Genomic DNA, 23033 nt, shown 5'->3' on the forward strand with positions numbered 1-23033 from the left:
TCGCGTGACGAAGCTGCCGCGCGCATGATGGGCGAATCACTTTGTCTAGACAGGTTCGCACGCGAAGCGGAATGCGCGCTACCAGATGAACGGCACGAAGCGATAACGCACGCGCGCCATGTACTCGCTGTAACCCTCGAGTTGCTCCGCGAGGACGCGCTCCTCGCGCACCGCGCGCCAGCCGATGCCGAACACCATCACGGGCACGAACGCGAGTCCCCACCATGACCCGAGCAGCAACGGCGTGCCGACGAGCAGCAGCAGCGCGGCGGCATACATCGGATGCCGGATGTGCGCGTAAGGACCGGTGTCGATCACCTTATGGCCGCGGCTTGTCTGGATCTTCACGACCGGCGCGGCATAGCTATTCGCCTGAAACACGAAGCGGCACATGAAGATGCATAGGAACACGCCCAGCGAACCGAGACTGACTAGCCAGACCGGCAGCGGCGCGGACCATTGGAAGCGCATCGCGTCGAACCCCATCGCGATGAGCCAGGCGCACCACACCAGCGCGACGCAGATCATGAAGACACGGTCCCAGCGGCTTTGCTGCGCCTGCACGAACGGCGCGAGACGTTCGGCGAGAAGCCCCGGATCATGGCGCGCGAGCCACAGCCCGATCCACAGACTCAACGCGCCCAGTTCGATCAGATACCACCAGGCGGCCGGCCACGCGAAGGTGCCCGCCGCGCCGAACAGCAGCGCGCCCATAGCTGCCAGCCAGACCACCGTTTGCAGGATGAGGCGCTTGATCATGGCGACGGGCCGTGGCACGTATTACGCCACACGTTACGCGCTTTGCACCGGTGTGCGCACGCGTTCGAACACCTCGGCGAGGTCGACGTCGCCGGTGTCCAGACCGAAGCGCTCGCGCAGGCATACGGCGAGTTCGTCGGCGCTGAAGAGCTGGCGCTCGCTAACGATCTGTCCGTTGGCTGCTCGCTCGTTCAGCTGATCGTTGAACAGCGTCAGACGTGCTTGCGGCAACACGCGGCACACGATCAGGTTGCCCGCGAAAATCGAATCGGGCGAGGTCGACGTGTACCAGTTCGAGGTTTCGTAATCGATCCACTCCACCGGCTGCAAGTCGAAGCGGTAGACGCGCGCCCAGCTTTCGTCGTGAGCCTGCACTTCGAGATAGAGCGCGTCGCGCGATGCGTCGGCGAGACGGAACGTGCCGAGCGGCGTCTGCTGCGCGAGACCCGCCGTCAACCGCAGCGGCGCGGTCAGCGTGACGCTGCCGAAGCCGACGTCGGCCATCCACGCATCGGTGCCGATGTCGACGCGCAACACCATGTGCGTGCGAGGCGGCACGGCATCGAACTCGCGGCCCCATAGCACGCGCCCAAGCAGCGGTGTGACTTCGAAACCCAGTTGCATCAGCACGTTGGCGAACAGCGCATTCTGCTCGAAGCAGTAACCGCCGCGCCGCGCGGTGATGAGTTTGCTCTCGACCGATTCGAGATCCAGCTCGACAGGACGCCGCGTGAGCGGGTTCAGGTTCTCGAACGGGATCGCGGCCGGCTGCAGCCGGTGAATCGCCTGAAGAACTTCCAGCGTTGCCGCGCGCGGGCCTTCGTAGCCGATGCGGGCGAAGTAGTTTTCCAGATTGACGGTGTGTGGCATCGGCGTGGTCCCGGTAGGATTTTGAGCTGGACGCCGACGGACCTGCACACTTGCGCCCGCTACGCGGTCCGGCGGTTTCGGGACAAGATCATAGCCGCATTTGCCACGCTTGCTTGCCGCTTGCCCGATGCGCCCGCCTCGAGCGCTTTTCCGTCACTGCGTCAGGCGCCGCCCGACTGAGCGGCGCCCAAAGCACTCGCCGCGTGCTACTGGATACCCTTCAATGCCGCGGTCGCGATCGACGGCACGGTAATGCCATTGCTCGACGCGAACTGCACAGCCGAACTCAGCGTCGACATCAGCGATTGCAACTGACCCGGCGCCGATTGCGCGATGTACGACGCACTCTGCGCCGTCTGCGGATTCAGCCCCGACTGCAACAGCGAAGACGGACTCATCTGCCCGATGCTGCCGAGTCCCGACTGCAAGCTCGAATACTGGCTCACACCCTTGCCGAGCGACGACAAGCCGTCCGTGAACGCCTGCTTGTTGACCGGCGCTGCCGACGCGCCACCGCTTGCATGACTCGCGAACGCATCGGTCAGCTTCTGCGAGAGCGACTGCTGCGTGCTGCCCACCTGCGTCAACTGACTCACCGACGGCGTTCCTCCGCTCAGCAGACCTGCGGCCTGCTGCGCCTGCCCTGCGGCACTGCTCATGCCCATCGCCGACGCGAGGCTCGACTGGCCGCTGAGCACCTGCTGGTTCGCGCCCACATAGGTTTGCAGCAACTGCGACATGCTGCCTTCGGAGGCCGGCGCGGCGCCCGCCGAACTATTGCCGCCGCCAAGGCCGAACTGCTTCAAATTCAGTTGCGCGTTTGCAACGCCGCTCCCAAACAAACTGCCGCCGACCAGCATCGACATCAAAAGAATGCGGGTTTTCATCTCTCTCTCCTTACTGTATTGGGCTTCGGGTTGATCGTGCGCTTCGACACGTCACTCGCGAGTACGTTCGATCTGACCACACCCATACGATTCAACTACGTTTTTATTCGGTTCAAATTACGTACAAATATCAATTAGTACCAGTGCGTAACGTACAAAATTACATGTCAGTAATATTGATGAGAATCGTTCTCATTTAAATTGACGCCCGCAATACGCATGAGTACGATTCGCGTTATCTGCTGCACGGCGTCGCGGACTGTGACGGCGAATCGTGGGTTGGCGACATCGCCGGTCCGTGAAGAATTGGTCAATCGAAACATACGAATAAGGATTTCGATGAAGTTCGCCCGACTCCAGGCACGCGCCGCTCAGGCGCACCCGCCTCGCGACTCCGCGGCGCGTGCCGTCACAATTTATCGTACGCGTTTGCCCGCAATGCGGCATGCGGCGCTCTGCGCCGCGTTCGCCTGGGCTTCGCTGACGGCTTCTGCGGCGATGGCCGAAGCCAATCCCGATGCCACACCGGAAGCCCCCGAAGCCGATCTGAACATCAAGGCTGCCCAGACCAGCCAGTGGACCGGCTTCTGGAACCGTGAGCAGATGCTCGGCGACATCGGCGGCCTGCGTCCCTGGCTCGGTAAGTACGGCGTGACATTCACGCTCACCGAGACCAGCGAAGTGCTCGCCAATCTGCGCGGCGGCCTCGCGCGCGGCGCGGACTACGACGGTCTGACGACCGCCACCGTGCAGATGGATACGCAAAAAGCGTTCGGCCTGCCCGGCGGCCTGTTCAACGTCAGCGCGCTGCAGATTCACGGCGCCAACCTGAGCGCGAACAAGCTCGGCACGCTGAATACGGCAAGCGGCATCGAAGCCGACGACACCACCCGCCTGTGGGAGTTGTGGTACCAGCAGTCGTTTCTGAACAAACGAGTCGACGTGAAGATCGGTCAGCAAAGTATCGACCAGGAATTCATCACCAGCCAGTACTCGGCGCTGTTCCTGAACACGATGTTCGGCTGGCCCGCACTGCCCTCATACAACATGCCGTCCGGTGGTCCGGCGTATCCGCTGGCGGGCCTCGGCGTGCGCGTGCGCGGCCAGATCACGCCTTCGTTGACGGCGTTGGCCGGCGTGTTCTCCGGCGACCCGCTCGGCAACAACCCGGACAACCTGAGCGGCACCAACTTCAATCTGCACAACGGCACGTTGTGGATCGGCGAGTTGCAGTACGCGATCAACCAGCCGGCCGACGGCGAAATGGTCGGCACGGGCAACAGGGCGTTGCCGGGCACCTACAAGATCGGTGTCTGGTACAACAACAACAGCTTCGCGGACCAGCGCTACGACAACAACGGCTTGTCGCTGGCGAATCCGGCCTCGACCGGCGTGCCCGCGAATCATCGCGGCAACTACAGCATCTACGCGGTAGCCGACCAGATGGTTTGGCGTCCTGATCCTGACGAGCCGCGCAGTCTCGGCGTGTTCGCGCGTGTGATGGGCGGCCCCGGCGACCGCAACCTGGTGAGCATCGCGGCCAACCTCGGCGTCGTGCTGAAAGCGCCGTTCGCCGGCCGCGACGACGACAGCGTCGGCCTCGCGCTCACCTACATCAAGGTCGGCAATCACGTGCACGGACTCGATGAGGATTTCCGGACCTTCACCAACGGACCCTACGGCGTGCGCACCAGCGAAACCGCGCTCGAGGCGACCTATCAGTATCAGGTCAATCCGTGGTGGCAACTGCAAGCCGACGCGCAATACACGTTCAATGCCGGCGCCGGCCAGAATCCGAACGACCCGACGCAGCCGCTGCGCAACACGTTCGTCATCGGTGTACGGACCAACATCAATTTCTGATGCGGTTCGCGCCCAACCCATACGCTATCGACAAACCGGAACCCATGCTTTCGATCATGACCGACACCACCGCTTTGTGCGCAGGCACGGAGGCTCAATCGTGAACCATCCCACGCGCAAATTTTCGCCACGCGCCGCGCGGGCCCTGATCGCCGCCGCAGCCGGCGCGGCCGCCTTCGCGACGGCCCCGGCTGCGTATGCCGAGCCGCAAGGTTTCCTCGAAACCATCAAGCACCACACGACGCTGATCAACACCGTGCCCGACAACGGCGACCAGAACCCGTACGCGGTAGTGGTCGCGCCGGTCACGGCGGGCACCATCAAGCAGGGCGACGTGCTGGTCGGCAACTTCAACAACTCGACCAATCTGCAGGGCACCGGCAGCACGATCATCAACTATCGTCCGGACACCCAACAGATGTCGGTGTTCGCCACCGTGCCGCGCGATCTGAAGGAATGCCCCGGCGGCATCGGCCTGTCGACCGCGATGACGATGCTCAAGTCGGGCTACGTGATCGTCGGCAGTACGCCAAGCAACGACGGCACGACCGGCACCAAGGGAGCCGGCTGTCTGATCGTGCTCGATCCGCAAGGCAAGGTCGCGTCCACCATCACCAGCCCGAACATCAACGACCCGTGGGGCAACATGGCCGTCGTCGACAACGGCACGAGCGCGACGCTGTTCCTCAGCAACGCGGGCTTCGGCGTGGGCGGTGCGCAAGGCACTCCGCCCGTGTTCAAGCAGGCCACCGTGCTGCGTCTGGACCTCGACATGCCGGCCGGCAAGCCGCCCGTCGTGAAGAAGGAAACCGTGGTGGGCAGCGGCTTCGGCGCGCAGGCAGACAAGGGCGTGTTCCTCGTCGGCCCGACTGGTCTCGCGCTGTCGAACGATCAGAAGGTGCTGTACGTGTCCGACGCGATCGGCAACCGCATTACCGAAATCGACGATCCGATGACGCGCGACACCAGTGCCGGCGTAGGCCGGCAGCTCACCGCCGACGGCCTGCTGCATCGCCCGCTCGCGATGGTCACCGCGCCCAACGGTCACCTGCTCGTGACCAATGCGCTGAACGGCCAGATCGTCGAGATCGATCCGGCAACCGGCAAGCAGATCTACGCACGCTGGATCGACACCGACAAGGCGCAATCGCCGCCAGGCAACGGCGACCTGTTCGGCCTCGCGATGACGCCCGAAGGCGACGGCTTCTACTACGTGCAGGACGACGTGAATACATTGGTGCTCGCGAAGTGAGCGTCACGCGCTCTCGCGACGATGAAGGCGAAGGTGAAGTAACCATGAAAGACGATCAACCCCCACGGCCTCCGCGGCCATCAAGGCGCGGTTTTCTGAAGGCGGGCGGCGCCGCGGTCGCCGCCGGCGCGAGTCTCGGCGCAGGCCTCGCCGCGCCCCAGAGCGCGCTCGCGAAAGCCTCGACGCGCAGCACCGATCCGCAGATGGCGGTCGAGCCGTTTTACGGGCTGCATCAAGGCGGCATCGTCACGCCGCAGCAGAGTCACACGTACGTCGCCGCACTCGATCTGACGACCGACAAACGCGACGACGTGATCGCGCTGCTGCGCGCGTGGACCGATGCCGCCGCGCGTCTTACGCAAGGCAATACGGCCGCCGCGTTGCCGACGGGCGATGCCGGCGACAACAAATCCGCGCCCGATTCCGGCGACGTGCTCGGCCTCGGCCCCAACGCGCTGACGATCACGTTCGGCTTCGGCGCGGGCCTCTTCACGAAAGACGGCAAGGACCGCTACGGCCTCGCCGCGCGCCGCCCCGCCGCGCTCGTCGATCTGCCGCGCTTTAACGGCGACCAGCTGATCCCCGAGAAAACCGGTGGCGACCTCTTCATTCAGGCGTGCGCGAACGACCCACAGGTCGCGTTTCACGCGGTCCGCCAGTTGACGCGAATGGTCTACGGCAACGCAGCGATGCGCTGGGGCCAGGCCGGGTTCCTGTCGGGCCCGCGCGGGCAGACGCCGCGCAATCTGATGGGCTTCAAGGACGGTACTAACAACCCGTCGATCGCGAAGCCGCAGTTGATGAACGAATTCGTCTGGGCCGGCGCTTCCGCCGACGCGCCGTGGATGGAAGGCGGCACCTACACCGTCGTGCGGCGCATCCGCATCACGCTCGAACACTGGGACAACATGGAGCTGGGCTTCCAGGAACAGGTGTTCGGGCGACACAAGTACAGCGGCGCACCGATCGGCAAGAAGAACGAGTTCGACGCGGTGGACCTGAAGGAAGAGGACAAGGACGGCAATCCGGTGATTCCGGAGAACTCGCACGTGCGTCTGTCGAATCAGGCGAGCAACAAGGGCGCGCAGATTCTGCGCCGCTCGTACTCGTATAACGACGGCACGAACTTCTATATCGAACGCTGGCCGCCGTGGCGCCAGGAAACCGAATACGACGCAGGGCTGATTTTCATCGCGCATCAGAGCGACCCGCGCGCCGGCTTCATTCCGATCAACGACAGGCTCGCGAAGTTCGACATGATGAACCAGTTCACGACCCATGTCGGCAGCGCGATCTTCGCGGTGCCGCCGGGGGCGAAGCCGGGTTTGTATATCGGCGCGGGGTTGTTCGAGACGTAACGCACGGCCCTGAAGCACACCACTTAGATCAACCAACCTCATCACAACGGGATTTCTGGAACATGGCTCATTCTCGATTTGGCACCCGCCTGCGCCTGCTCGGCAGCGTGGCCGCGCTTACGCTGGCCGCTTTCGCGACGGTGCCGTCGGCGGCGCATGCCGCTTCGATCACGCTGTACAACGCGCAACACGAGCAGGTCGTCAATCTGCTCGCGAAAGACTTCGAGAAGCAGTCGGGCATTTCGGTGAAGATCCGCAACGGCGAAGGCCCGGCGATGGCCGCGCAGATCGTCGCGGAAGGCGCCGCGTCGCCCGCCGACGTGTACTTCACCGAGAACTCGCCTGAGCTGATGCTGCTCGAAGAAAAAGGCCTGCTCGCCAAGGTGGATAGCGAAACGCTCGCCGCCGTGCCGACGCGTTTCAACTCGCCGGGCGGCGTGTGGGTGGCGGTGACCGCGCGTGAAAACGTGCTCGCGTACAACACGACCAAACTGCAGCCGTCGCAATTGCCGCAATCGCTGTTCGATCTCGCCAAGCCGGAGTGGAAAGGCAGGATCGGCATCGCGCCGAGCGACGGCGACTTCCTGCCGCTCGTGAGCGCCGTGCTCGCGCTCAAGGGCGAAGAGCAAACCGTGCAATGGCTCAAGGGTCTGAAAGCCAACGCGCAGATTTTCGACGACGACGAAGGCGTGGTGGCCGCGGTGAACCGCGGCGGCGTCGCGACCGGTCTGATCAACAATTACTACTGGACGCGCCTGCATGCCGAACTCGGCGACGCGAAGACCCGCAGCGCGATCCATCACTTCGGCAACGGCGACGCCGGCGCGCTGGTGAACGCGTCGGGTGCGGCGGTGCTGAAGACCGCGCACAATGCGGACGGTGCGCAGAAGTTTCTCGCGTACCTGGTCGGCGAACGGGCGCAACGGTTGATGGCGAACAGCCACGTGATGTTCGAATATCCGCTGCATGCGGGTGTGGCACCGGACCCGATCCTGAAACCGTTCACCGAATTGAGCCCGCCTGCGCTGACGATCCAGCAACTCGGCGACGACAGCCAGGCCGGCAAGCTGCTGCGCCAGGCCGGTCTGCTGTAAATGAGCGAAGCGCTGTCAGCCGGGCCACCGGCTGTCTCCCCCGCCCCGGCGCGCACCCGCTCGCGCGCGCCGCGCGGTTTATTCGCGGCGGCCGCGCTCAGCGCTTTGCTGGTGCTGCTGCCGATTGCGTTTACGTTCTGGCGCGCCGCGAGCTTCGGCGCCGCCGAGGCGCTCGATCTCGTGTTCCGCCCGCTGGTCGGCGAACTGCTGGTCAACACGCTGATGATCACCGTGGCGACGACGCTCGTGTGCGCGGTGGTCGGCACGGCGGCCGCATGGTTCGTCGAACGCACGCATTTGCCGGGACGCCGCATGTGGGCGGTGCTCAGCGCCGCGCCGCTCGCAATGCCCGCTTTCATTTCCAGCTATGCATGGGTCTCGCTCAGCGAGGATCTGCAGGACTTCAACGGCGCGCTGCTGGTGCTGAGTTGCGCGTATTTCCCGCTCGTCTATCTGCCGGTCGCCGCCGCGCTGCGCGGCATGGACCCGGCGCTCGAAGAAAGTGCGCGCGCGCTCGGCTGCAATCGCTGGAGCAGTTTCGTGCGCGTGGTGCTGCCGCAATTGCGGCCGGCGTTGCTCGGCGGCATGTTGCTGGTGGCGCTCGGCGTGCTGTCCGAATTCGGCGCCTTCACGCTACTGCGCTTTCGCACCTTCACCACGCAGATCTACGCGGATTTCCGCACCAGTTTCGATGGCGGCGGTGCTTCGCTGCTCGCATGTCTGCTGATCGTGATCTGCCTGATCGTGCTGGCGTTCGAGTTTCGCGTGCGCGGCGCGGCGCGTTACGAGCGCGTCGATCGCGGCACGCGGCGCGCGGTGTTGCGCTATGACCTCGGCGCATGGCGCTGGGTCGTCGTCGCGGGCTTTGCGCTGTTGACGATCACCACGCTCGGCGTGCCGCTCGGCATGATCGGCTACTGGCTCACGCAGCCGGGCGCGGCGGCTGTCACGCCGGCCGACGTGTCGCCCGAACTGCTGTTCAACGCGACGCTGTCGTCGCTCGGTTTCGGCCTCGCGGCGGCGCTGCTGACCACCTTGCTCGTGGTCCCGCTCGCGTTCCTGCTGGTGCGTTATCCGGGCCGCTTCGCGACGCTGTTCGAGCGCACGGTGTTTCTCGCGCAAGGCGTGCCGGGTCTGGTGATCGCGTTGGCGATCGTGTCGCTCGCGGTGCACGCGCTGCAACCGCTTTATCAAAGCGCGACGCTGCTCGTGATCGCCTACGCGATGCTATTCATGCCGATCGCGCTGGTGAGCGTGCGCGCCGCGTTCATGCAGGCGCAGCCGCGTCTCGAGGAAACCGCACGCGCGCTCGGCCTGAACTGGTCGCAAACGCTCTTTCGCGTGATGCTGCCGCTCGCCGGGCCTGGACTGGGCGCCGCGGCGGCGATGGTGTTCATCTCCGTCGTCACCGAATTGAACGCGACGCTGCTGCTCTCGCCTCTCGACACACAAACGCTCGCCACCCAGGTGTGGGCCGATACGTCGACGATGGCCTTTGCCGCGGCCGCGCCGTATGCGGCATTGCTCACCGGTATTTCGCTGCTTGCGTCGGGGCTGTTGTTCGCGCTGCTGGGCAGGTCGGCGCTGCTTGGCGAGCGGGGTTGAGGTGGTCGATGTCGCTGAAGATACCGCTGAACCCACGCCCTTTTAACATCGGATTTTCATGAGCGAACTTCGTATCCGCGGACTGCGGAAATCGTTCGACGGCCAGCCGGTGCTGCACGGCATCGACCTGTCGGTCGAGCGCGGCACGCTGCTCGCGCTGCTCGGCCCGTCAGGCAGCGGCAAGACCACCTTGCTGCGTCTGCTGTGCGGTTTCGAACGCGCCGATGGCGGCAGCGTCGACATCGACGGACGCCGGGTCGCCGACGACAACCTGCATATGCCGTCGGAGCAGCGCCGCATCGGTTACGTGCCGCAGGAAGGCGCGCTGTTTCCGCATCTGTCGGTCGCCGACAATATCGTGTTCGGCTTGCCGCGCATGCAGCGGCGCGCGCGGCATCGGGTGGCCGAGTTGCTCGAACTGGTCGGCTTGCCGGCGGAGTTCGGCACGCGCGCGCCGCAGCAGTTGTCGGGCGGTCAGCAGCAACGAGTCGCGTTGGCCCGGGCGCTGGCGCCAGCACCAAAGCTGGTGATGCTCGACGAGCCATTTTCGTCGCTCGATGCCGCGTTGCGGCTCGAAACCCGGCAAGCGGTGGCGAGCGCATTGGCCGCCGCCGGCGCGACGGCCGTGCTGGTCACACATGATCAATCCGAGGCGTTGTCGCTCGGGCACGAAGTGGCGGTGCTTTGGAACGGCCGGCTGATCCAGACCGCGACGCCGGAGATGCTGTACCAGCGGCCGGTGACGCGCGAACTGGCGTCGTTCGTCGGCGAGGCGGTGTTGCTGCCGGGGCTGGCCGAGCGCGATTGCGTGAGCTGCGAACTCGGCGAACTGACACTGGCCGCGCCGATAGGCAACGGCATGGTCGATGTGATGCTGCGGCCCGAACAGATCCGCCTGCTGCGCGCCGATGAGAGCACAGCCGATGGCATGGCTTATGAGGCCATCGTCACCGATGTGATCTTTCAGGGGCAGGACGCCGCTGTGGCGCTGCAATTGCAGTCGGCGTCGCGGACGATGGTGCGCGCACGCGTGCCCGGTTATCTGTGTCCGCGTCCGGGAGAACAGGTGCGGCTCGCGGTGGATGGGAAGGTGACGGCTTATCTGCGTGGTTAGGAATGGCCGGGTTGCGGACGGCCCCCATCGCACTTGTGATCTATACCCCACGCGCCGGCGCCCGCAACGACAGATCCTGCACCATCTGCGCAGCCAGATAATCGCAGGTCGGCCGGTCCGATTTGGCGCTGCGCGCCACCACGATTTCCAATGGCGCGATCTTCGGCAAGCCTTGCGCTTCGCCGAGAATCGCGAGCCGCGCCGGCACGCTGCAACGCGTGAGCGCGATCACCGACAACCCCGCATCCACGGTCGCCACCAGACCCATCAGGCTCGCGCTGCTGAACGCCGCCCGATAGCGGATCCGCGCGCCGTCCAGAGCGGCCAGCGTATGCTGGCGCGCGACGCAACCGGGCTCATAGAGTCCCACCGGCAACGGCGACGCCGCCAGCACCGGCGTATCCACCGATGCCCCCACCCACACCATCGGCTCGCTGCGCACGAATTCGCCGCGCAATTTGCGGTCGCGCGTGACGAACGCGAGATCGATCTTGTTATCGGCCAGCATCGGCGCGAGCGACGTGCTTTGCGCACAGACGATCTCGATCTCCACATGCGGATACAGGTTCGAGAAACGCCGCAACACCGGCGACAGCAGCGACGAGACGTAGTCGTCCGGCGCGCCGAGCACCACGCGTCCCGTCACCTCGGGCCGCACGATCGCCGACCACGCCTCCTCGTGCAACGCGAGCACGCGCCGCGCGTATTCCAGCAGCGTATTGCCGGGCCGAGTGAGCGACAGATTGCGTGTATTGCGCGCGAACAGCGTGGTGCCGAGCATGGTTTCGAGCCGTTTGATCTGCATGCTGACGGCCGCCTGCGAGCGATGCACGGTGGTCGCCGCTTTGGTGAAGCTGCCTGTCTCCACCACCGCGACGAAGCTGCGCAACAGGTCGACGTCGAATTCGGGGTGCATGATTTATCAATCCGGCTGATGGAATTACTCAATTTAATTCGTTTGTCGGTGCCACGCAAGCCGCGCAATACTCGGCATATCCCGTCTCGGAGCCGCTTCGCATGTCCCTCACCCAACGTCAACAAGGCGCGATCACTCTCGCGAGCGGCGGCCTGCTGATGGGCACGCTAGGCGTCTTCGTCGAGGAGGCGCGGCTCGGCGCGCTGACGCTCGTGTTCTTTCGCTGCCTGTTCGGCTTTCTGTCGCTTGCCGCGTATTGCGCGTGGAAGGGCTTTTTCACGCGCTCACATTTCACGCGCCGGACCGTCGCACTCGCGTTGCTCTCGGGCGTGCTGATGGTCACGCAGTGGGTCGGCTTCTTCGACGCGATCCATCGCACCAGCATTGCCGTGGCGACGGTGGTGTTCCACGTGCAGCCGTTCTGGGTTGTGCTGATCGGCGCGGCGCTGTTCAACGAGCGGCTCGGCATGGATCGGCTCGGCTGGATCGCGACCGCCTTCATCGGACTCGTGCTCGCCTCGGGCGTCGCGGCCACCGGGAATCTGCAGGGCCATACGGGTTATCTGATCGGAATTGGCGAGGCGCTGGTGGGGTCGCTGCTGTATGCGAGCGTCACGCTGATCGCCAAAGGGCTCGGCGATCTGCGGCCGCATCTGCTGACGCTCGCGCAATGCGCGGTCGGCGTGGTGTGTCTGCCGTTCATTGCGCCGCTCGGCGCGGAGCATATCGGCCCGATGCAGTGGTTCTGGCTGGTCGGCATGGGCGTGCTGCATACGGGGTTGGCGTATGTGCTGATCTACGGCGCACTGCCCAGGCTGAGCACGCCGGTGATCGCGGTGCTGCTGTTCGTCTACCCGCTCACCGCGATCGTGGTGGATGCGGTGGTGTACGGCCGGGCGCTGTCGCTGCCGCAACTCGCGGGCATGGGGCTGATCGTGGTGGCGAGCCTCGGGGTCAATTTGGGCTGGCCGCTGCTGTCGTTGCTGCGCACTCGTGGGCAGGCGCGGCGGCACGCGGATTGAGATCCCGTCTCACAGCACATAGGTACCGGCTGACCGCAAAGTCATCAGGATACCGAACCGATTCTATAAAACGCGATGGATTCAGACAACGCTGTGCTGAATCCACTCACGCAGGCTGGCCGCCATAATTCGTGCTGAAGACCTATTCACGCCACCCGGCCAACATCACTGCGGCAACACCTCCCCCTTCGTCTCAGGCGCGAACGGAATCACGAACAGACCAATCACGAACACGAGCGCCGTCAACGCGACCGGCACGCCGAGCGTATGCATGCGCAGCACCGCAGCACCGAGCAGAAAGTTGACCCCCGCGCCGACAAACCGCCCGAACGACGTGCAGAATGCGAACGCCGTGGCTCGCACGCGGGTTTCGAACTGCTCCGGCAGCCACAGGCTGAACAACGCGAAATTGCCGCCAAAAAAGCCCAGCACGCAGAGCCATGCGATGAACGGCGCAAGCCCGTTCGGCAGATAGAACGCCCAGCCGAAACTGCCGGCGATCGACACCGCCATGCCGGCGAAGTAAATCGCCAGAGTCTTCTTGCGGCCGATGCGCTCGGCGAGCGGCGGCAACGCGAGACAGCCGATGATCGTCGCGATGGACAGGAGCCCCGTCGCCACCGACGCCATCCTGATCGAATCGGCCTTCGCCATGCCGGCGCGGGTCGCCAGCTGAATCACCGCGGACGGCTCGTACACCGCACCCGCCCACAAGCCGATGATCGCAATCGTCAACAGGATGCACGCTACCCAGGTCCTGCGCCGATAAGCCGGTCCGAGGATTTCGCGCAGCGGTTTGCTGCGCACGGCGTTGGCTTCGGCCTTCTGCCACTTCTCCGGCTCTTTCACGCGCAGCAGGATCAGAATCGCGACCACCACCGGCACGGCGCCGGTGAGGAACATCGCGCGCCAGCCGAAGTGCACGCCGATCGTGTAGTTGAGCGCCGCCGCGAGAAAGAAGCCCGCGTAGTAGCCCGTTTGCAGATAACCCGCGCCCATCTTGCGGCGATCCTCCGGCCACGCCTCGGCTACATAGGTGCCCGCCAGCGCCCACTCGCCGCCGATGCCGACGCCCGCAATGAAGCGATAGATGCCGAGTTCCCACACGTTCGAAGACGTCGCGGCGAGCCCCGTGAAAATCGCGAACGTGAAGATGGTGCCGGCCAGCACCTTGGTGCGTCCAAAGCGGTCGGCGAGCGGCCCCCAGATGAACGACAGCCCCCACCCCACCAGGAACAGCGCAAACAGGATCGAGCCGGCGAGACCCACGTTTGCCGGCGTGGCCGCAAAGCCGGAGCGCGGCAACAGCTCGGTCAAGGCCGGCGTCAGCACGAGCGCGTAGATGAACGAGTCCATCCCGTCGAGCGTCCAGCCGGCCCATGCTCCCCAGAAACCTACGATCTGCGAACGATTGAGCGGCGTGCGGCGCCGCGCGACCGGTGTACCGTCGGTCAGTGAATTCATCATGCTCCTCCGGCCCTATGGCGGGCGTACGTAATCGGAACTACCGGGAACGACATGGAACGGCGCGCGCAGGTGAATGGATACGGGCCGCCCTCGTACGACGGAGGAGCGGCCTGCGGGTCGACCCGGCAAAAAATTTTCCGGGTTTGTCCGCGTGTAAAGCGCGTCTTTTTATATATAATATTTGATACTATGAGCGACGCAATAGATGGTTTTCCCCTGGACGCCCCGGCACGCGGTCCGCTTTTACCCGCGGCGGCGCCGCGCGAGAGCACTTCGCGTGTGATCGCGGAGGCCCTGCGCACGGCGATCGTCGACGGCACGCTGGCGCCTGGCGCGCCACTGCGCCAGGACGCGATCGCGCGGCACTTCTCCGTCAGCGCGATTCCGGTGCGCGAGGCGCTGCGCCAGATCGAGAGCGAAGGCTGGGTGAGAGGCGCGGTGCATAAAGGCGTAACGGTCGCGCCGTTGTCGGCGGACGAAGCGCGCGAGATCTACGAGATCCGCTCCGCCCTGGAGAGCCTCGCGATCGGCCTTGCGATTCCCAACCACAGCGCCGCGACGCTGCGCGAAGCGGCAAACCTGTGCCACGCCGCCGAACGCGAGCCTGAGCCGTCGCTGTATGTCGCGCGCAATGTCGCGTTTCACATGAGCCTGTATGCGCCCGCCGGGCGTCCGCAACTCGAGGACATGATCGGCATGCTGCATCGGCGCGGCGAACGCTATCTGCGCCTGAAATTCGGCTTGCCCGCGTACAAGGGCGAGTCCGACAATGAGCATGCCGCGCTGCTCGACGCCGTGCAGCGCCGCGACATCCCGATGGCCCAGTCGCTCGTCGTCGCGCATCTGCTCGGCACCGGCGAGCTGCTTCATCGTTTTCTGACCGAACGCGCGCAGGCGGAAGCCGCGCTTGCGAATCAACCGAAGCCGCGCGGCAGACGCCCGCGCACTACCACCGGGAGTTGACCGAGCCGATGAACCGCCCCGCCGAAGCCTCTGCGTCATTACCCGCCGCCCGTTCATGGACCACGCGCCGCGACGAGAAGAACCGTCGCCTCACGGCCATTGCTCCATGGCTCGAAGACGGCATCCTGCCGACCCACCGCATCGTCGATGCGCTCGAAACGCTGATCCAGCCCGGCGACCGCGTCGCGCTCGAAGGCGACAACCAGAAGCAGGCCGACTTTCTGTCCCGCTCGTTCGCCAAGGTCGATCCACAAAAGCTGCACGACGTGCATCTGCTGATTTCGAGCATCAGTCGTCCTGAGCATCTGACGCTGTTCGAGCGCGGCATCGCGCACAAGGTCGACTTTTCGTTTGCCGGGCCGCAGAGCTTGCGGGTTGCGCAACTGCTCGAAGACGGCCAGCTGGAAATCGGCGCGATCTATACGTACGTCGAACTGTACGCGCGCATGTTCGTCGATCTGACGCCGCACGTCGCGCTGCTGTGCGCGGAAAAGGCCGACCGTCACGGCAATCTCTACACCGGCCCGAATACCGAGGACACGCCGACTATCGCCGAGGCCGCCGCGTTCCGGCACGGCATCGTGATCGTGCAGGTCAACGAGATCGTCGACGAACTGCCGCGCGTCGACATTCCGGGCTCATGGGTCGACGTGATCGTGCAGGCGGACCGGCCGTTCGCCGTCGAGCCGCTGTTCACGCGCGATCCGCGCCACATCGGCGACCTGCAGGTGCTCACCGCGATGATGGTGATTCGCGGCATCTATGAGCCGTACGGTGTGACGTCGCTGAATCACGGCATCGGCTTCGATACCGCGGCGATCGAATTGCTGCTGCCGACCTACGGCGAATCGCTCCGATTGAAGGGCAAGATTTGCCGCAACTGGACGCTCAATCCGCATCCCACGATGATTCCCGCGATCGAATCGGGCTGGGTCGACAGCATTCATTGCTTCGGCAGCGAAGTCGGCATGGAGGCGTATATCGAGGCGCGTCCCGACGTGTTCTTCACCGGCAACGACGGAAGCCTGCGCTCGAATCGCGTGCTGTGCCAACTGGCCGGGCAGTACGGCGTCGATCTGTTCATCGGCTCGACCTTGCAGATCGACGCCGACGCGAATTCGTCGACCGTCACGCGCGGACGTCTCGCCGGCTTCGGCGGTGCGCCGAACATGGGCCACGATCCGCGCGGCCGGCGTCATTCGAGCGAAGCATGGCTCAAGCTGCTGAAGGACCAGGGCCCGGTGTCGCGCGGCCAGAAGCTGGTCGTGCAACTGGCTGAGACCTACAAGAAAGGCGGCGAACCCACTTTCGTCGATGAACTCGACGCGGTCGCGGTCGGCGCGAAAAACGGCATGCCGGTTGCGCCGGTGATGATCTACGGCGACGACGTAAGTCACGTCGTCACCGAGGAAGGCATCGCGCATCTGCACAAGGCCGAAGGCATCGACGAGCGGCGCGCGGCAGTCGCGGCCGTGGCCGGCGTCACGCCGATCGGCTTGCGCGCCAAGCCTGAAAAGACGGCCGAGCTGCGCCGGCGCGGCATCGTCGCGTATCCGGAAGACCTCGGCATCCGGCGCGGCGAAGCCAAGCGTTCGCTGCTGGCCGCACGCAGCATCGACGATCTGGTGACGTGGTCGGGCGGTCTGTACGCGCCGCCGGCGCGCTTCAGGAGCTGGTGACGATGGCGCCCGCTGCCTGGGTGAAGCGCGCGCAGCAGCGATCGTCCGCGCTGGAGGGCAAGGCGGCATCGCCTCGCGCGGGTGTGCCTGCCTCGCGCGCCGATTCGCGCCGCACCTTGCCGTCCGACGCGCAACTGGCCTATTACGCGATCACCGCGCTGATCGAAGAAGCGCAGCTCACGCCCAAGCCCGCGCTGGTCGACCGGCGCGGCAGCGGCGCGCATCACGACCTGGATCTCGTGACGATGCTGCGTTCCGCACGCGCGCTCGAACCGACTTTCGCCGCGCTCGCGCGCACAGCGCGCCGCCGCGGCGAACCGTCGGCGCTGCTGCGCACCGAACTCGCGCAGATCGGCCGCGCCGGCGAGCAGGACATGTTGCGGGCCACCGGCGGTAGCAACGCGCATCGTGGCGCGATCTGGATCGTCGGTTTGCTGGTCGCGGGGGCGACAATGGGCGGATGCGGGGTTGCGTCCACACTGTCGTCCGAGGCTCCATCCACCCCTGGCAATACTGAGCATCCAGACGCGTCGCCGATCTGCACGCGCGCCGCGCAAATCGCCTGCTTCCCGGACCGCTTCGCCGCCCCCTCCGACAGTCACGGCGAACGCGCAAGACAGCGCTACCAGGTCGGCGGCGCTCGCCGCGAAGCGCAAGACGGCTTCCCGCACGTGATCGATGTCGGCCTGCCCGCCCTGCTCGCGGGGCGGGCCAAAGGCATCGACGAAAACGCCGCGCGCGTCGATGCCTTGCTCGCGATCATGGCCTCGCTCGACGACACCTGCCTGCTGCATCGCGCGGGCTTGCCCGGTCTGCACGCCGGACAGCACGGCGCGCGCCGCGTGCTGCAAGCCGGCGGCAGTTCGACGCCGGCGGGCCGCGCCGCGCTGGCCGCGCTCGACCACGAATTGCTGTCGCTCAACGCATCGCCCGGCGGCGCAGCCGATCTGCTCGCCGCCACCCTTTTTCTCGACATGCTGGCGCACCACCACGCCGGCCGGAGCCCAGACCCATGGAACATCTGACCTTCGACTATCCGGCGCAACGCGCCGTCACGACCCGCGCGCATGTCGGCGTGGTGGGTTCGGGCGATCTGGAGGTGCTGCTCTCGCCCACCGATCCCAGCGGCTCGCTCGCCGCGCATGTGGTCGTGCGCACCAGCGTCGACGGCTACAGCCACATCTGGAAGAGCGTGCTCGACCGTTTCTTCACCCGCTACGACGGCGCCGCGCAAATCGAAATCAACGACTTCGGCGCGACGCCCGGCGTGGTCGCGTTGCGGCTCGCGGAAGCGGTCGAAGCCGCTGAAGAAGGAGACGACGCATGAACACGAGTGCAAGCGCCCATTGCGCGCCGCTATTGCGCGACAGCTTCATCGAATTACCCGCGCGCGAACGCGCGCGCTCGCTGCTCGACGCGGGCAGCTTTCGCGAATTGCTCGGCCCGTTCGACAGGATCGAGTCGCCGTGGCTGCCACTGCAAGGCGTCGTCTGCCAGGCCGACGACGGCTGCGTGATCGCGCGCGGCACGATCGACGGCGAGCCCGCCGTCGTCGCCGCGATCGAGTCCGCGTTCCAGGGCGGCAGCATCGGCGAAGTGTCGGGCAGCAAGATCGCCGCCGCGCTCGAGATGGCGCTGCGCGACTGCGAGCGCGGCAAGCTCGTGCGTCCCGTCGTGCTGTTCGAAACCGGCGGCGTGCGGCTGCAGGAGGCGAACCTGGGTCTCGCGGTGATCGCGGAGATGCAGGCGGCGATCGTCGCTTTGCGCCGGCACGTGCCGGTGGTCGGCGTGATCGCGGGGATGGTCGGCTGCTTCGGCGGCATGTCGCTCGCAGCGGCGCTGTGCTCGTATCTGATCGTGACGAAGCAGGGCCGGCTCGGTATGAACGGTCCCGAAGTGATCGAGCAGGAAGCCGGCATCGACGAGCTCGATGCCAGTGATCGCCGTCGCGTGTGGCAACTGATCGGTGGTGAACAGCGCACGGCGAGCGCGCTCGCCGATCACCTGGTCGACGACGATGCCGATGCGCTGCGCGCCGCCGTGCATGCGGCGTTCAAGCACGGCGTGCCGGCCGCGCATCGCAGCGAACAGGTCGACGTGTTCCTGAACCGGCTCGCGCAGATCGACCCGGCCGACGTCACACCGCAGAGCATGCGTGACGTGTACAACCCCCATGTTCAGCACGCCGCGCGCAAGGAGCAAGCATGAGCGACACTCAATTGAGCCGGGGCGCGCGCTGGTTCCACGCACTCGTCGGCGATCCGTCCGGTCAGGCGCCGGTATGGAGCGGCGATGCGCCGCTCGGCGGCGAAACCGCGCGCTTCATCACGGTCGTGCCCGATCCCGCGAACCGCTTCCCGCGTGCAACCGACAACGTGGTCGGCCTCGAACAGGGCTGGCAGCTTGCGCGCGCCGTGCGCGAAACCATCGCGCAGGACGACGCGAGCGGCACGCGCCGGCCGATCGTCGCGATCGTCGATGTGAAGAGCCAGGCGTATGGCTATCGCGAGGAAATGCTCGGCATCCATCTAGCCTGCGCGGCCGCCGTCGATGCGTATGCGTCGGCGCGCGACGCGGGTCATCCGGTGATCGCGCTGATCGTCGGGCCGGCGATGTCGGGCGCGTTCCTCGCGCACGGCTATCAGGCCAACCGCATCGTCGCGCTCGACGCGCCCGGCACGATGGTCCACGCGATGGGCAAGGAAGCGGCCGCGCGCGTCACGCGCCGCACGGTCGAAGCACTCGACGCGCTCGGCGAAACGATCGTCCCGATGTCGTATTCGATGGCGTCGTTCGCGAAGCTCGGGCTGCTCGATCAGCTGATCGAGGGTGTCGATGCGGATGCGCCGGATGCCGCGCAGATCGAGCGTGTGCGCCAGGTGTTGTGCGCGCAGATTCGCAGCGCACGCGACGGCGGGCACACGCTCGCGCATCGGCTGGAATCGGCGGCGGCGCAGAAGAACCGCGCGGCGTCGATCGAGGTGCGGCGGCGGCTTGCGCAACAATGGGATGCCGTGTGATGCGAGTCTGCGCGGCACCGCCGTTCGTTGCCGAACACGCGTTGTCGTGCGATACGAGGTGGCGTCCGCACGACTTGCTGGGTTTGCAGCAACTGCGTGTGTTCGATGACGAGCCGGCATGGGTCCGTGAGGCATTCGAGCGCGCGCCGTATGCGGTCGTCAGACGCGCGCCGGTTGCCGAGGGGTTCGTGGCGGTCGGCGTGCGCGGTGTCGAGCGGGCGCAGCGCTATGGCACGTGGGTGCGTGCGGCCGATGTCGTGACTGTGGTCTCGCCGGAGAGCTTGGGGCAAACCGAGCCGCCGATGGGTCGCGATACGTTGCCTCCTTTCGCTGCGCTCGCTTTTTTGCTGAGCGACACGGGCAGTCCGCTGGCGGGTTTTGTCTGGGGCCCGACGGGCAGCGCCGGTTTTGAACTGGCCACGCGCGTACCGACAGTGAGCGAATCGAGCGATCTCGATCTGCTGATTCGCTCACCCGAACCGCTCGCGCGAGACGGCGCCCACGCGTTACTCGATCAACTGCAGGCACTTGCGAAACGCATCGGCATCCGTGTCGATGCGCAACTCGAAACGCCGGCGGGCGGTGTCGCGCTGGCCGAGTGGGCTGCGGGCAAAGCGCGCGTGATTGCACGCCATGCAAGCGGGCCGCAATTGATTGCCGATCCGTGGGCACACGCAGTCCCTCGCACAAGTCAAAGCGGTGCCGTCTGATGCTCGCGCTGCTTTTTCCCGGCCAGGGCGCGCAGACCGATGGCTTCCTGCACAGTTTGCCGCAGCATCGCGCGGTGCGTGACACACTGGAAGAAGCCTCGCACGTACTCGGCGTCGACGCGTTGACCCTGGACACGCCGGACGCGCTCCGTTCGACCGTTGCCGTGCAGGTCGGCTTGACGATCGCGGGCGTGGCCGTGACGCGCGCGTTGGCTGACGAACAGCTCGCGCCGGAGATCAGCGCGGGGCTGTCGGTCGGTGCGTATGCGGCAGCGGTCAGCTGCGGCGCAGTGCGGTTCGCTGACGCGTTGAAAATGGTGCGGCGACGTGCCGAACTGATGGAAGCGGCATATCCATCCGGATATAGCCTCGCGGCGATCTCGGGTTTGACTGAGCATCAACTGGAAACACTCGCCGCGCGGCATGCGGATGAGAACCGGCAACACGTCTACATCGGCAATGTGAATGCCCCCCGCCAGATCGTCGTGGCGGGTGCAAACGACGCGCTGGACGCATTCATCGTCCGCGCGCAGGCCGCGGGTGCGCGTAAAGCCACCCGGCTCGCCGTGAGCGTGCCGTCGCATTGCGAGTTGCTCGCGCAAGCCAGCGACGAACTGCTCGCCTACGCCAGCCAGGTCCCCTTTCAAGCACCGCGCAGCACCTATATCGGCAATCGCGGCGGCCGACCGTTGTATACGGCCGACGCGATCCGAGACGATCTCGCGACCAACATGCGCTACACCGTGCGCTGGTTCGACGCGCTCACCGCGATGCAGGAAATGGGCGCGCGCGTGCTGATCGAAGCGCCGCCTGGGCAGGTATTGACCGACATCACGCGCGAGCATTTCCCGGGTGCCGCAGCGCTGGCGGCCAGCGGGCTTTCGTTCGACAGACTTGTGGCGACGGCCCGGCGGCGGTTGGAGAGTGGCTAACCAGGCCGTGAACCGCGATGTGGTCCGCAACCGCTTTGCACCAGCGCCAGCTTTCCCACCTTCAGCCCATTGCTCAGCAGATCGCGCGTGTGCATATCCGGACAGCAGGCGCACTTGTTAGTCTGTGAAATCCGCAGTTAGGCGAGGTCGACGAGAATGGGTGAAAGACCACGTTGCATCGCGTATCCATCAACGTTCCCCAAGGCTTTGATGCCTGCCGGTGCGACTTGTGTTTGGTCGAGACGTCTTGTCATCTCGCTCTCCTTGTTTAACTGTTCGGGCCAGCCTGTTCATGCGGTCAACGGAGAACACAGGCCGCCGCAAGAACTCAGACGGCCTCGGTTTCACGACCGGCCGTTGGCCGATGCCCGACACGGGGCGCTCGATGCAACGATGCGCGGCCTCCGCCAGGATAAAGGCTAGAGCAATGAGACCTGCCGCAACGATGCCAAGATAACGAACACCCAGCGACTGAAGCACCGTGCCACCGACCACGCTGGAGCCCGCGAGGCCTACGTAAGTGGCCGTGTTGTTCAGCGCGAGTAAAAGCGGCGCTGCCTTCGGCGTGATTTGCACGAGGCGGTGTTGTTGCGGGACGATCAATCCCCATCCGCAAATTCCCCAGATGCACAGCGCGGTTAAGGCGCTGAGTGCATGCGCGGAGGTCCAGGGCAGCGCGCCGAAATTGATGATCGCGAGCCAAAGCATGGCGTTGATGATGCTACGACTCTCGAAGCGATCGACGAGCCGCCCGGACAGCACATTGCCGACCGTTGCCGCCACGCCCCACAGGAGCAGCATGCCCGCGAGGATGCGCTCGTCGCCGTGCGTTACCCGTGCAAGGACCACCCCCGCATAGGTGTAGACCATCAGGAAGCCGCCGAAAGCGAACAACGAAGTGAGCAAGGTGAGCGCGATCCGCACGTCCCGAACCGGCACGAGCCGCTCTCTGAGCTTGACCGTCGCCGGCCGTGCAACAGACGGCAGCAATGTCCAGACGCCGATCATGGCCACGATGCCGAGCATGGCGACAAACCAGAGCGTCGTTCTCCAACTTCCGAATCCGCCGATAAACGTACCGATCGGCGAACCCAGCGCGGTTGCCCCCGTGAGGCCGACCGTTACCGTCGAAAGCGCGCGACCGCGCTTCTCGGGCGTTGCAAGCGCGGCGGCAACGCCTAGTGCCGTCGGAGAAAAAAGCGCGGCGCCGAACCCCGCCATCACCCGGCTCAGCAGTACCCAGTGCAAGTCGGTGGCGAGCGCACTGATCGCGTTGCCGGCGACGAAAATGCCGAGCGCCGACACCAGCAGAAGCTTGCGCGGCCATCCACCGGCGACTGCCGCCATGACGGGCGCCGCGACCGCATAGGTCAAGGCGTAAAAAGTCACCATGAGGCCGGCCAAGCTGACCGAGGTATGCAGTGATGCCGCGACGTCCGGAAGAATGCCGGCGACGACAAAGTTGTCCGTCCCCATCGCGAACATGCCCAGAGCGAGTATCAGTAGTCGACGATCCATACGA

21 protein-coding genes and 1 pseudogene are annotated in these 23033 nt (G+C 65.6%); 15 read left to right on the forward strand and 7 right to left on the reverse strand.

Translation table 11 applies throughout. The features are described 5' to 3' along the window. Positions 1 to 78: 78 nt before the first annotated feature. The 3 genes from ACZ9H4_RS27125 to ACZ9H4_RS27135 all read right to left on the reverse strand — a co-directional run bounded on the left by ACZ9H4_RS27125 (position 79) and on the right by ACZ9H4_RS27135 (position 2516). Complete coding sequence (locus ACZ9H4_RS27125) at positions 79 to 759, reverse strand: methyltransferase family protein (RefSeq protein ID WP_408154839.1); 681 nt, start codon at positions 757 to 759, stop codon at positions 79 to 81. Between the two features lie 33 nt (positions 760 to 792). Next, entirely contained in the window at positions 793 to 1629 is an 837-nt protein-coding gene (locus tag ACZ9H4_RS27130) for an arylamine N-acetyltransferase family protein (RefSeq protein WP_476121752.1), read from the reverse strand. 206 nt (positions 1630 to 1835) lie between these two features. Beyond that, positions 1836 to 2516, reverse strand: a complete 681-nt coding sequence (locus ACZ9H4_RS27135) for a hypothetical protein (protein WP_408146665.1) — start codon at positions 2514 to 2516, stop codon at positions 1836 to 1838. A gap of 339 nt (positions 2517 to 2855) precedes the next feature. On the opposite strand from ACZ9H4_RS27135, the gene ACZ9H4_RS27140 reads away from it, so the two are divergent. The 6 genes from ACZ9H4_RS27140 (at position 2856) to ACZ9H4_RS27165 (ending at position 10802) form a co-directional block, all read left to right on the forward strand. Then, positions 2856 to 4379, forward strand: coding sequence for a carbohydrate porin (locus tag ACZ9H4_RS27140; protein ID WP_476121754.1), 1524 nt, complete (start codon positions 2856 to 2858; stop codon positions 4377 to 4379). A 100-nt stretch (positions 4380 to 4479) separates the two neighbouring features. Next, the gene (locus ACZ9H4_RS27145) at positions 4480 to 5631 is read left to right on the forward strand and encodes a hypothetical protein (protein WP_408146661.1); all 1152 of its coding nucleotides are present in this window, start codon (positions 4480 to 4482) and stop codon (positions 5629 to 5631) included. Between the two features lie 44 nt (positions 5632 to 5675). Continuing rightward, the gene (efeB, locus tag ACZ9H4_RS27150; RefSeq protein ID WP_476121756.1) at positions 5676 to 6989 is read left to right on the forward strand and encodes an iron uptake transporter deferrochelatase/peroxidase subunit; all 1314 of its coding nucleotides are present in this window, start codon (positions 5676 to 5678) and stop codon (positions 6987 to 6989) included. A gap of 62 nt (positions 6990 to 7051) precedes the next feature. Continuing rightward, positions 7052 to 8083 (forward strand): iron ABC transporter substrate-binding protein, encoded by a 1032-nt coding sequence (locus ACZ9H4_RS27155; protein ID WP_476121758.1) that lies wholly within the window; start codon positions 7052 to 7054, stop codon positions 8081 to 8083. Next, the gene (locus tag ACZ9H4_RS27160; RefSeq protein WP_408146655.1) at positions 8084 to 9688 is read left to right on the forward strand and encodes an ABC transporter permease; all 1605 of its coding nucleotides are present in this window, start codon (positions 8084 to 8086) and stop codon (positions 9686 to 9688) included. A gap of 58 nt (positions 9689 to 9746) precedes the next feature. Next, positions 9747 to 10802, forward strand: a complete 1056-nt coding sequence (locus ACZ9H4_RS27165) for an ABC transporter ATP-binding protein (RefSeq protein WP_476121761.1) — start codon at positions 9747 to 9749, stop codon at positions 10800 to 10802. Positions 10803 to 10842: 40 nt separating this feature from the next. Here the strand turns inward: ACZ9H4_RS27165 and ACZ9H4_RS27170 are convergent, their stop codons facing one another. After that, the gene (locus tag ACZ9H4_RS27170; RefSeq protein ID WP_408146652.1) at positions 10843 to 11718 is read right to left on the reverse strand and encodes a LysR family transcriptional regulator; all 876 of its coding nucleotides are present in this window, start codon (positions 11716 to 11718) and stop codon (positions 10843 to 10845) included. A 101-nt stretch (positions 11719 to 11819) separates the two neighbouring features. Here ACZ9H4_RS27170 and ACZ9H4_RS27175 point away from each other — a divergent pair, with 101 nt between their 5' ends. Beyond that, positions 11820 to 12740, forward strand: coding sequence for a DMT family transporter (locus ACZ9H4_RS27175; protein WP_476121763.1), 921 nt, complete (start codon positions 11820 to 11822; stop codon positions 12738 to 12740). Between the two features lie 165 nt (positions 12741 to 12905). Here ACZ9H4_RS27175 and ACZ9H4_RS27180 read toward each other — a convergent pair whose 3' ends face one another. Then, positions 12906 to 14204 (reverse strand): MFS transporter, encoded by a 1299-nt coding sequence (locus ACZ9H4_RS27180; protein WP_408146647.1) that lies wholly within the window; start codon positions 14202 to 14204, stop codon positions 12906 to 12908. A 192-nt stretch (positions 14205 to 14396) separates the two neighbouring features. On the opposite strand from ACZ9H4_RS27180, the gene ACZ9H4_RS27185 reads away from it, so the two are divergent. From ACZ9H4_RS27185 to mdcH, 8 genes are read left to right on the forward strand one after another with little or no spacing between them, the layout of a single operon-like run. Continuing rightward, the gene (locus ACZ9H4_RS27185; RefSeq protein WP_476121765.1) at positions 14397 to 15170 is read left to right on the forward strand and encodes a GntR family transcriptional regulator; all 774 of its coding nucleotides are present in this window, start codon (positions 14397 to 14399) and stop codon (positions 15168 to 15170) included. An 8-nt stretch (positions 15171 to 15178) separates the two neighbouring features. Next, positions 15179 to 16849, forward strand: coding sequence for a malonate decarboxylase subunit alpha (mdcA, locus tag ACZ9H4_RS27190; RefSeq protein ID WP_476121767.1), 1671 nt, complete (start codon positions 15179 to 15181; stop codon positions 16847 to 16849). A 2-nt stretch (positions 16850 to 16851) separates the two neighbouring features. Further along, the gene (locus ACZ9H4_RS27195) at positions 16852 to 17874 is read left to right on the forward strand and encodes a triphosphoribosyl-dephospho-CoA synthase (RefSeq protein ID WP_476121769.1); all 1023 of its coding nucleotides are present in this window, start codon (positions 16852 to 16854) and stop codon (positions 17872 to 17874) included. Then, positions 17862 to 18176 carry a malonate decarboxylase subunit delta gene (locus ACZ9H4_RS27200; protein ID WP_168664006.1) on the forward strand — a complete coding sequence of 105 codons (315 nt, stop codon included), beginning with the start codon at positions 17862 to 17864 and terminating at the stop codon, positions 18174 to 18176. The genes ACZ9H4_RS27195 and ACZ9H4_RS27200 overlap by 13 nt, the downstream gene beginning before the upstream one ends. Then, positions 18173 to 19057, forward strand: coding sequence for a biotin-independent malonate decarboxylase subunit beta (locus ACZ9H4_RS27205; protein ID WP_408146639.1), 885 nt, complete (start codon positions 18173 to 18175; stop codon positions 19055 to 19057). The genes ACZ9H4_RS27200 and ACZ9H4_RS27205 overlap by 4 nt, the downstream gene beginning before the upstream one ends. Beyond that, a complete protein-coding gene (gene mdcE, locus ACZ9H4_RS27210; protein WP_476121771.1) occupies positions 19054 to 19869 on the forward strand; it encodes a biotin-independent malonate decarboxylase subunit gamma in 816 nt (271 codons plus the stop codon). Before ACZ9H4_RS27205 ends, mdcE begins: the two co-directional genes overlap by 4 nt. Next, positions 19869 to 20579, forward strand: a complete 711-nt coding sequence (locus tag ACZ9H4_RS27215) for a malonate decarboxylase holo-ACP synthase (protein ID WP_476121801.1) — start codon at positions 19869 to 19871, stop codon at positions 20577 to 20579. Before mdcE ends, ACZ9H4_RS27215 begins: the two co-directional genes overlap by 1 nt. Then, the gene (gene mdcH, locus ACZ9H4_RS27220) at positions 20579 to 21511 is read left to right on the forward strand and encodes a malonate decarboxylase subunit epsilon (protein ID WP_408154815.1); all 933 of its coding nucleotides are present in this window, start codon (positions 20579 to 20581) and stop codon (positions 21509 to 21511) included. The genes ACZ9H4_RS27215 and mdcH overlap by 1 nt, the downstream gene beginning before the upstream one ends. A gap of 32 nt (positions 21512 to 21543) precedes the next feature. On the opposite strand, the pseudogene ACZ9H4_RS27225 reads toward mdcH, so the two are convergent. Beyond that, positions 21544 to 21765 (reverse strand): annotated as a pseudogene (locus tag ACZ9H4_RS27225) (carboxymuconolactone decarboxylase family protein); the annotation flags it as partial. Next, on the reverse strand, positions 21701 to 23029 hold the full coding sequence (locus ACZ9H4_RS27230; RefSeq protein WP_408325700.1) for an MFS transporter: 1329 nt from the start codon (positions 23027 to 23029) through the stop codon (positions 21701 to 21703). The pseudogene ACZ9H4_RS27225 and the gene ACZ9H4_RS27230, both read right to left, overlap by 65 nt. Positions 23030 to 23033 lie beyond the last annotated feature (4 nt).

Source organism: Paraburkholderia sp. TE9906 (assembly GCF_056279605.1).

Bases quoted from the DNA above. Each gene is read 5' to 3' on its own strand.
- ACZ9H4_RS27125 (WP_408154839.1), bottom strand. From the start codon at position 759: ATGATCAAGCGCCTCATCCTGCAAACGGTGGTCTGGCTGGCAGCTATG.
- ACZ9H4_RS27130 (WP_476121752.1), bottom strand. From the start codon at position 1,629: ATGCCACACACCGTCAATCTGGAAAACTACTTCGCCCGCATCGGCTAC.
- ACZ9H4_RS27135 (WP_408146665.1), bottom strand. From the start codon at position 2,516: ATGAAAACCCGCATTCTTTTGATGTCGATGCTGGTCGGCGGCAGTTTG.
- ACZ9H4_RS27140 (WP_476121754.1), top strand. From the start codon at position 2,856: ATGAAGTTCGCCCGACTCCAGGCACGCGCCGCTCAGGCGCACCCGCCT.
- efeB (WP_476121756.1), top strand. From the start codon at position 5,676: ATGAAAGACGATCAACCCCCACGGCCTCCGCGGCCATCAAGGCGCGGT.
- ACZ9H4_RS27155 (WP_476121758.1), top strand. From the start codon at position 7,052: ATGGCTCATTCTCGATTTGGCACCCGCCTGCGCCTGCTCGGCAGCGTG.
- ACZ9H4_RS27160 (WP_408146655.1), top strand. From the start codon at position 8,084: ATGAGCGAAGCGCTGTCAGCCGGGCCACCGGCTGTCTCCCCCGCCCCG.
- ACZ9H4_RS27165 (WP_476121761.1), top strand. From the start codon at position 9,747: ATGAGCGAACTTCGTATCCGCGGACTGCGGAAATCGTTCGACGGCCAG.
- ACZ9H4_RS27170 (WP_408146652.1), bottom strand. From the start codon at position 11,718: ATGCACCCCGAATTCGACGTCGACCTGTTGCGCAGCTTCGTCGCGGTG.
- ACZ9H4_RS27175 (WP_476121763.1), top strand. From the start codon at position 11,820: ATGTCCCTCACCCAACGTCAACAAGGCGCGATCACTCTCGCGAGCGGC.
- ACZ9H4_RS27180 (WP_408146647.1), bottom strand. From the start codon at position 14,204: ATGAATTCACTGACCGACGGTACACCGGTCGCGCGGCGCCGCACGCCG.
- ACZ9H4_RS27185 (WP_476121765.1), top strand. From the start codon at position 14,397: ATGAGCGACGCAATAGATGGTTTTCCCCTGGACGCCCCGGCACGCGGT.
- mdcA (WP_476121767.1), top strand. From the start codon at position 15,179: ATGAACCGCCCCGCCGAAGCCTCTGCGTCATTACCCGCCGCCCGTTCA.
- ACZ9H4_RS27195 (WP_476121769.1), top strand. From the start codon at position 16,852: ATGGCGCCCGCTGCCTGGGTGAAGCGCGCGCAGCAGCGATCGTCCGCG.
- ACZ9H4_RS27200 (WP_168664006.1), top strand. From the start codon at position 17,862: ATGGAACATCTGACCTTCGACTATCCGGCGCAACGCGCCGTCACGACC.
- ACZ9H4_RS27205 (WP_408146639.1), top strand. From the start codon at position 18,173: ATGAACACGAGTGCAAGCGCCCATTGCGCGCCGCTATTGCGCGACAGC.
- mdcE (WP_476121771.1), top strand. From the start codon at position 19,054: ATGAGCGACACTCAATTGAGCCGGGGCGCGCGCTGGTTCCACGCACTC.
- ACZ9H4_RS27215 (WP_476121801.1), top strand. From the start codon at position 19,869: ATGCGAGTCTGCGCGGCACCGCCGTTCGTTGCCGAACACGCGTTGTCG.
- mdcH (WP_408154815.1), top strand. From the start codon at position 20,579: ATGCTCGCGCTGCTTTTTCCCGGCCAGGGCGCGCAGACCGATGGCTTC.
- ACZ9H4_RS27230 (WP_408325700.1), bottom strand. From the start codon at position 23,029: ATGGATCGTCGACTACTGATACTCGCTCTGGGCATGTTCGCGATGGGG.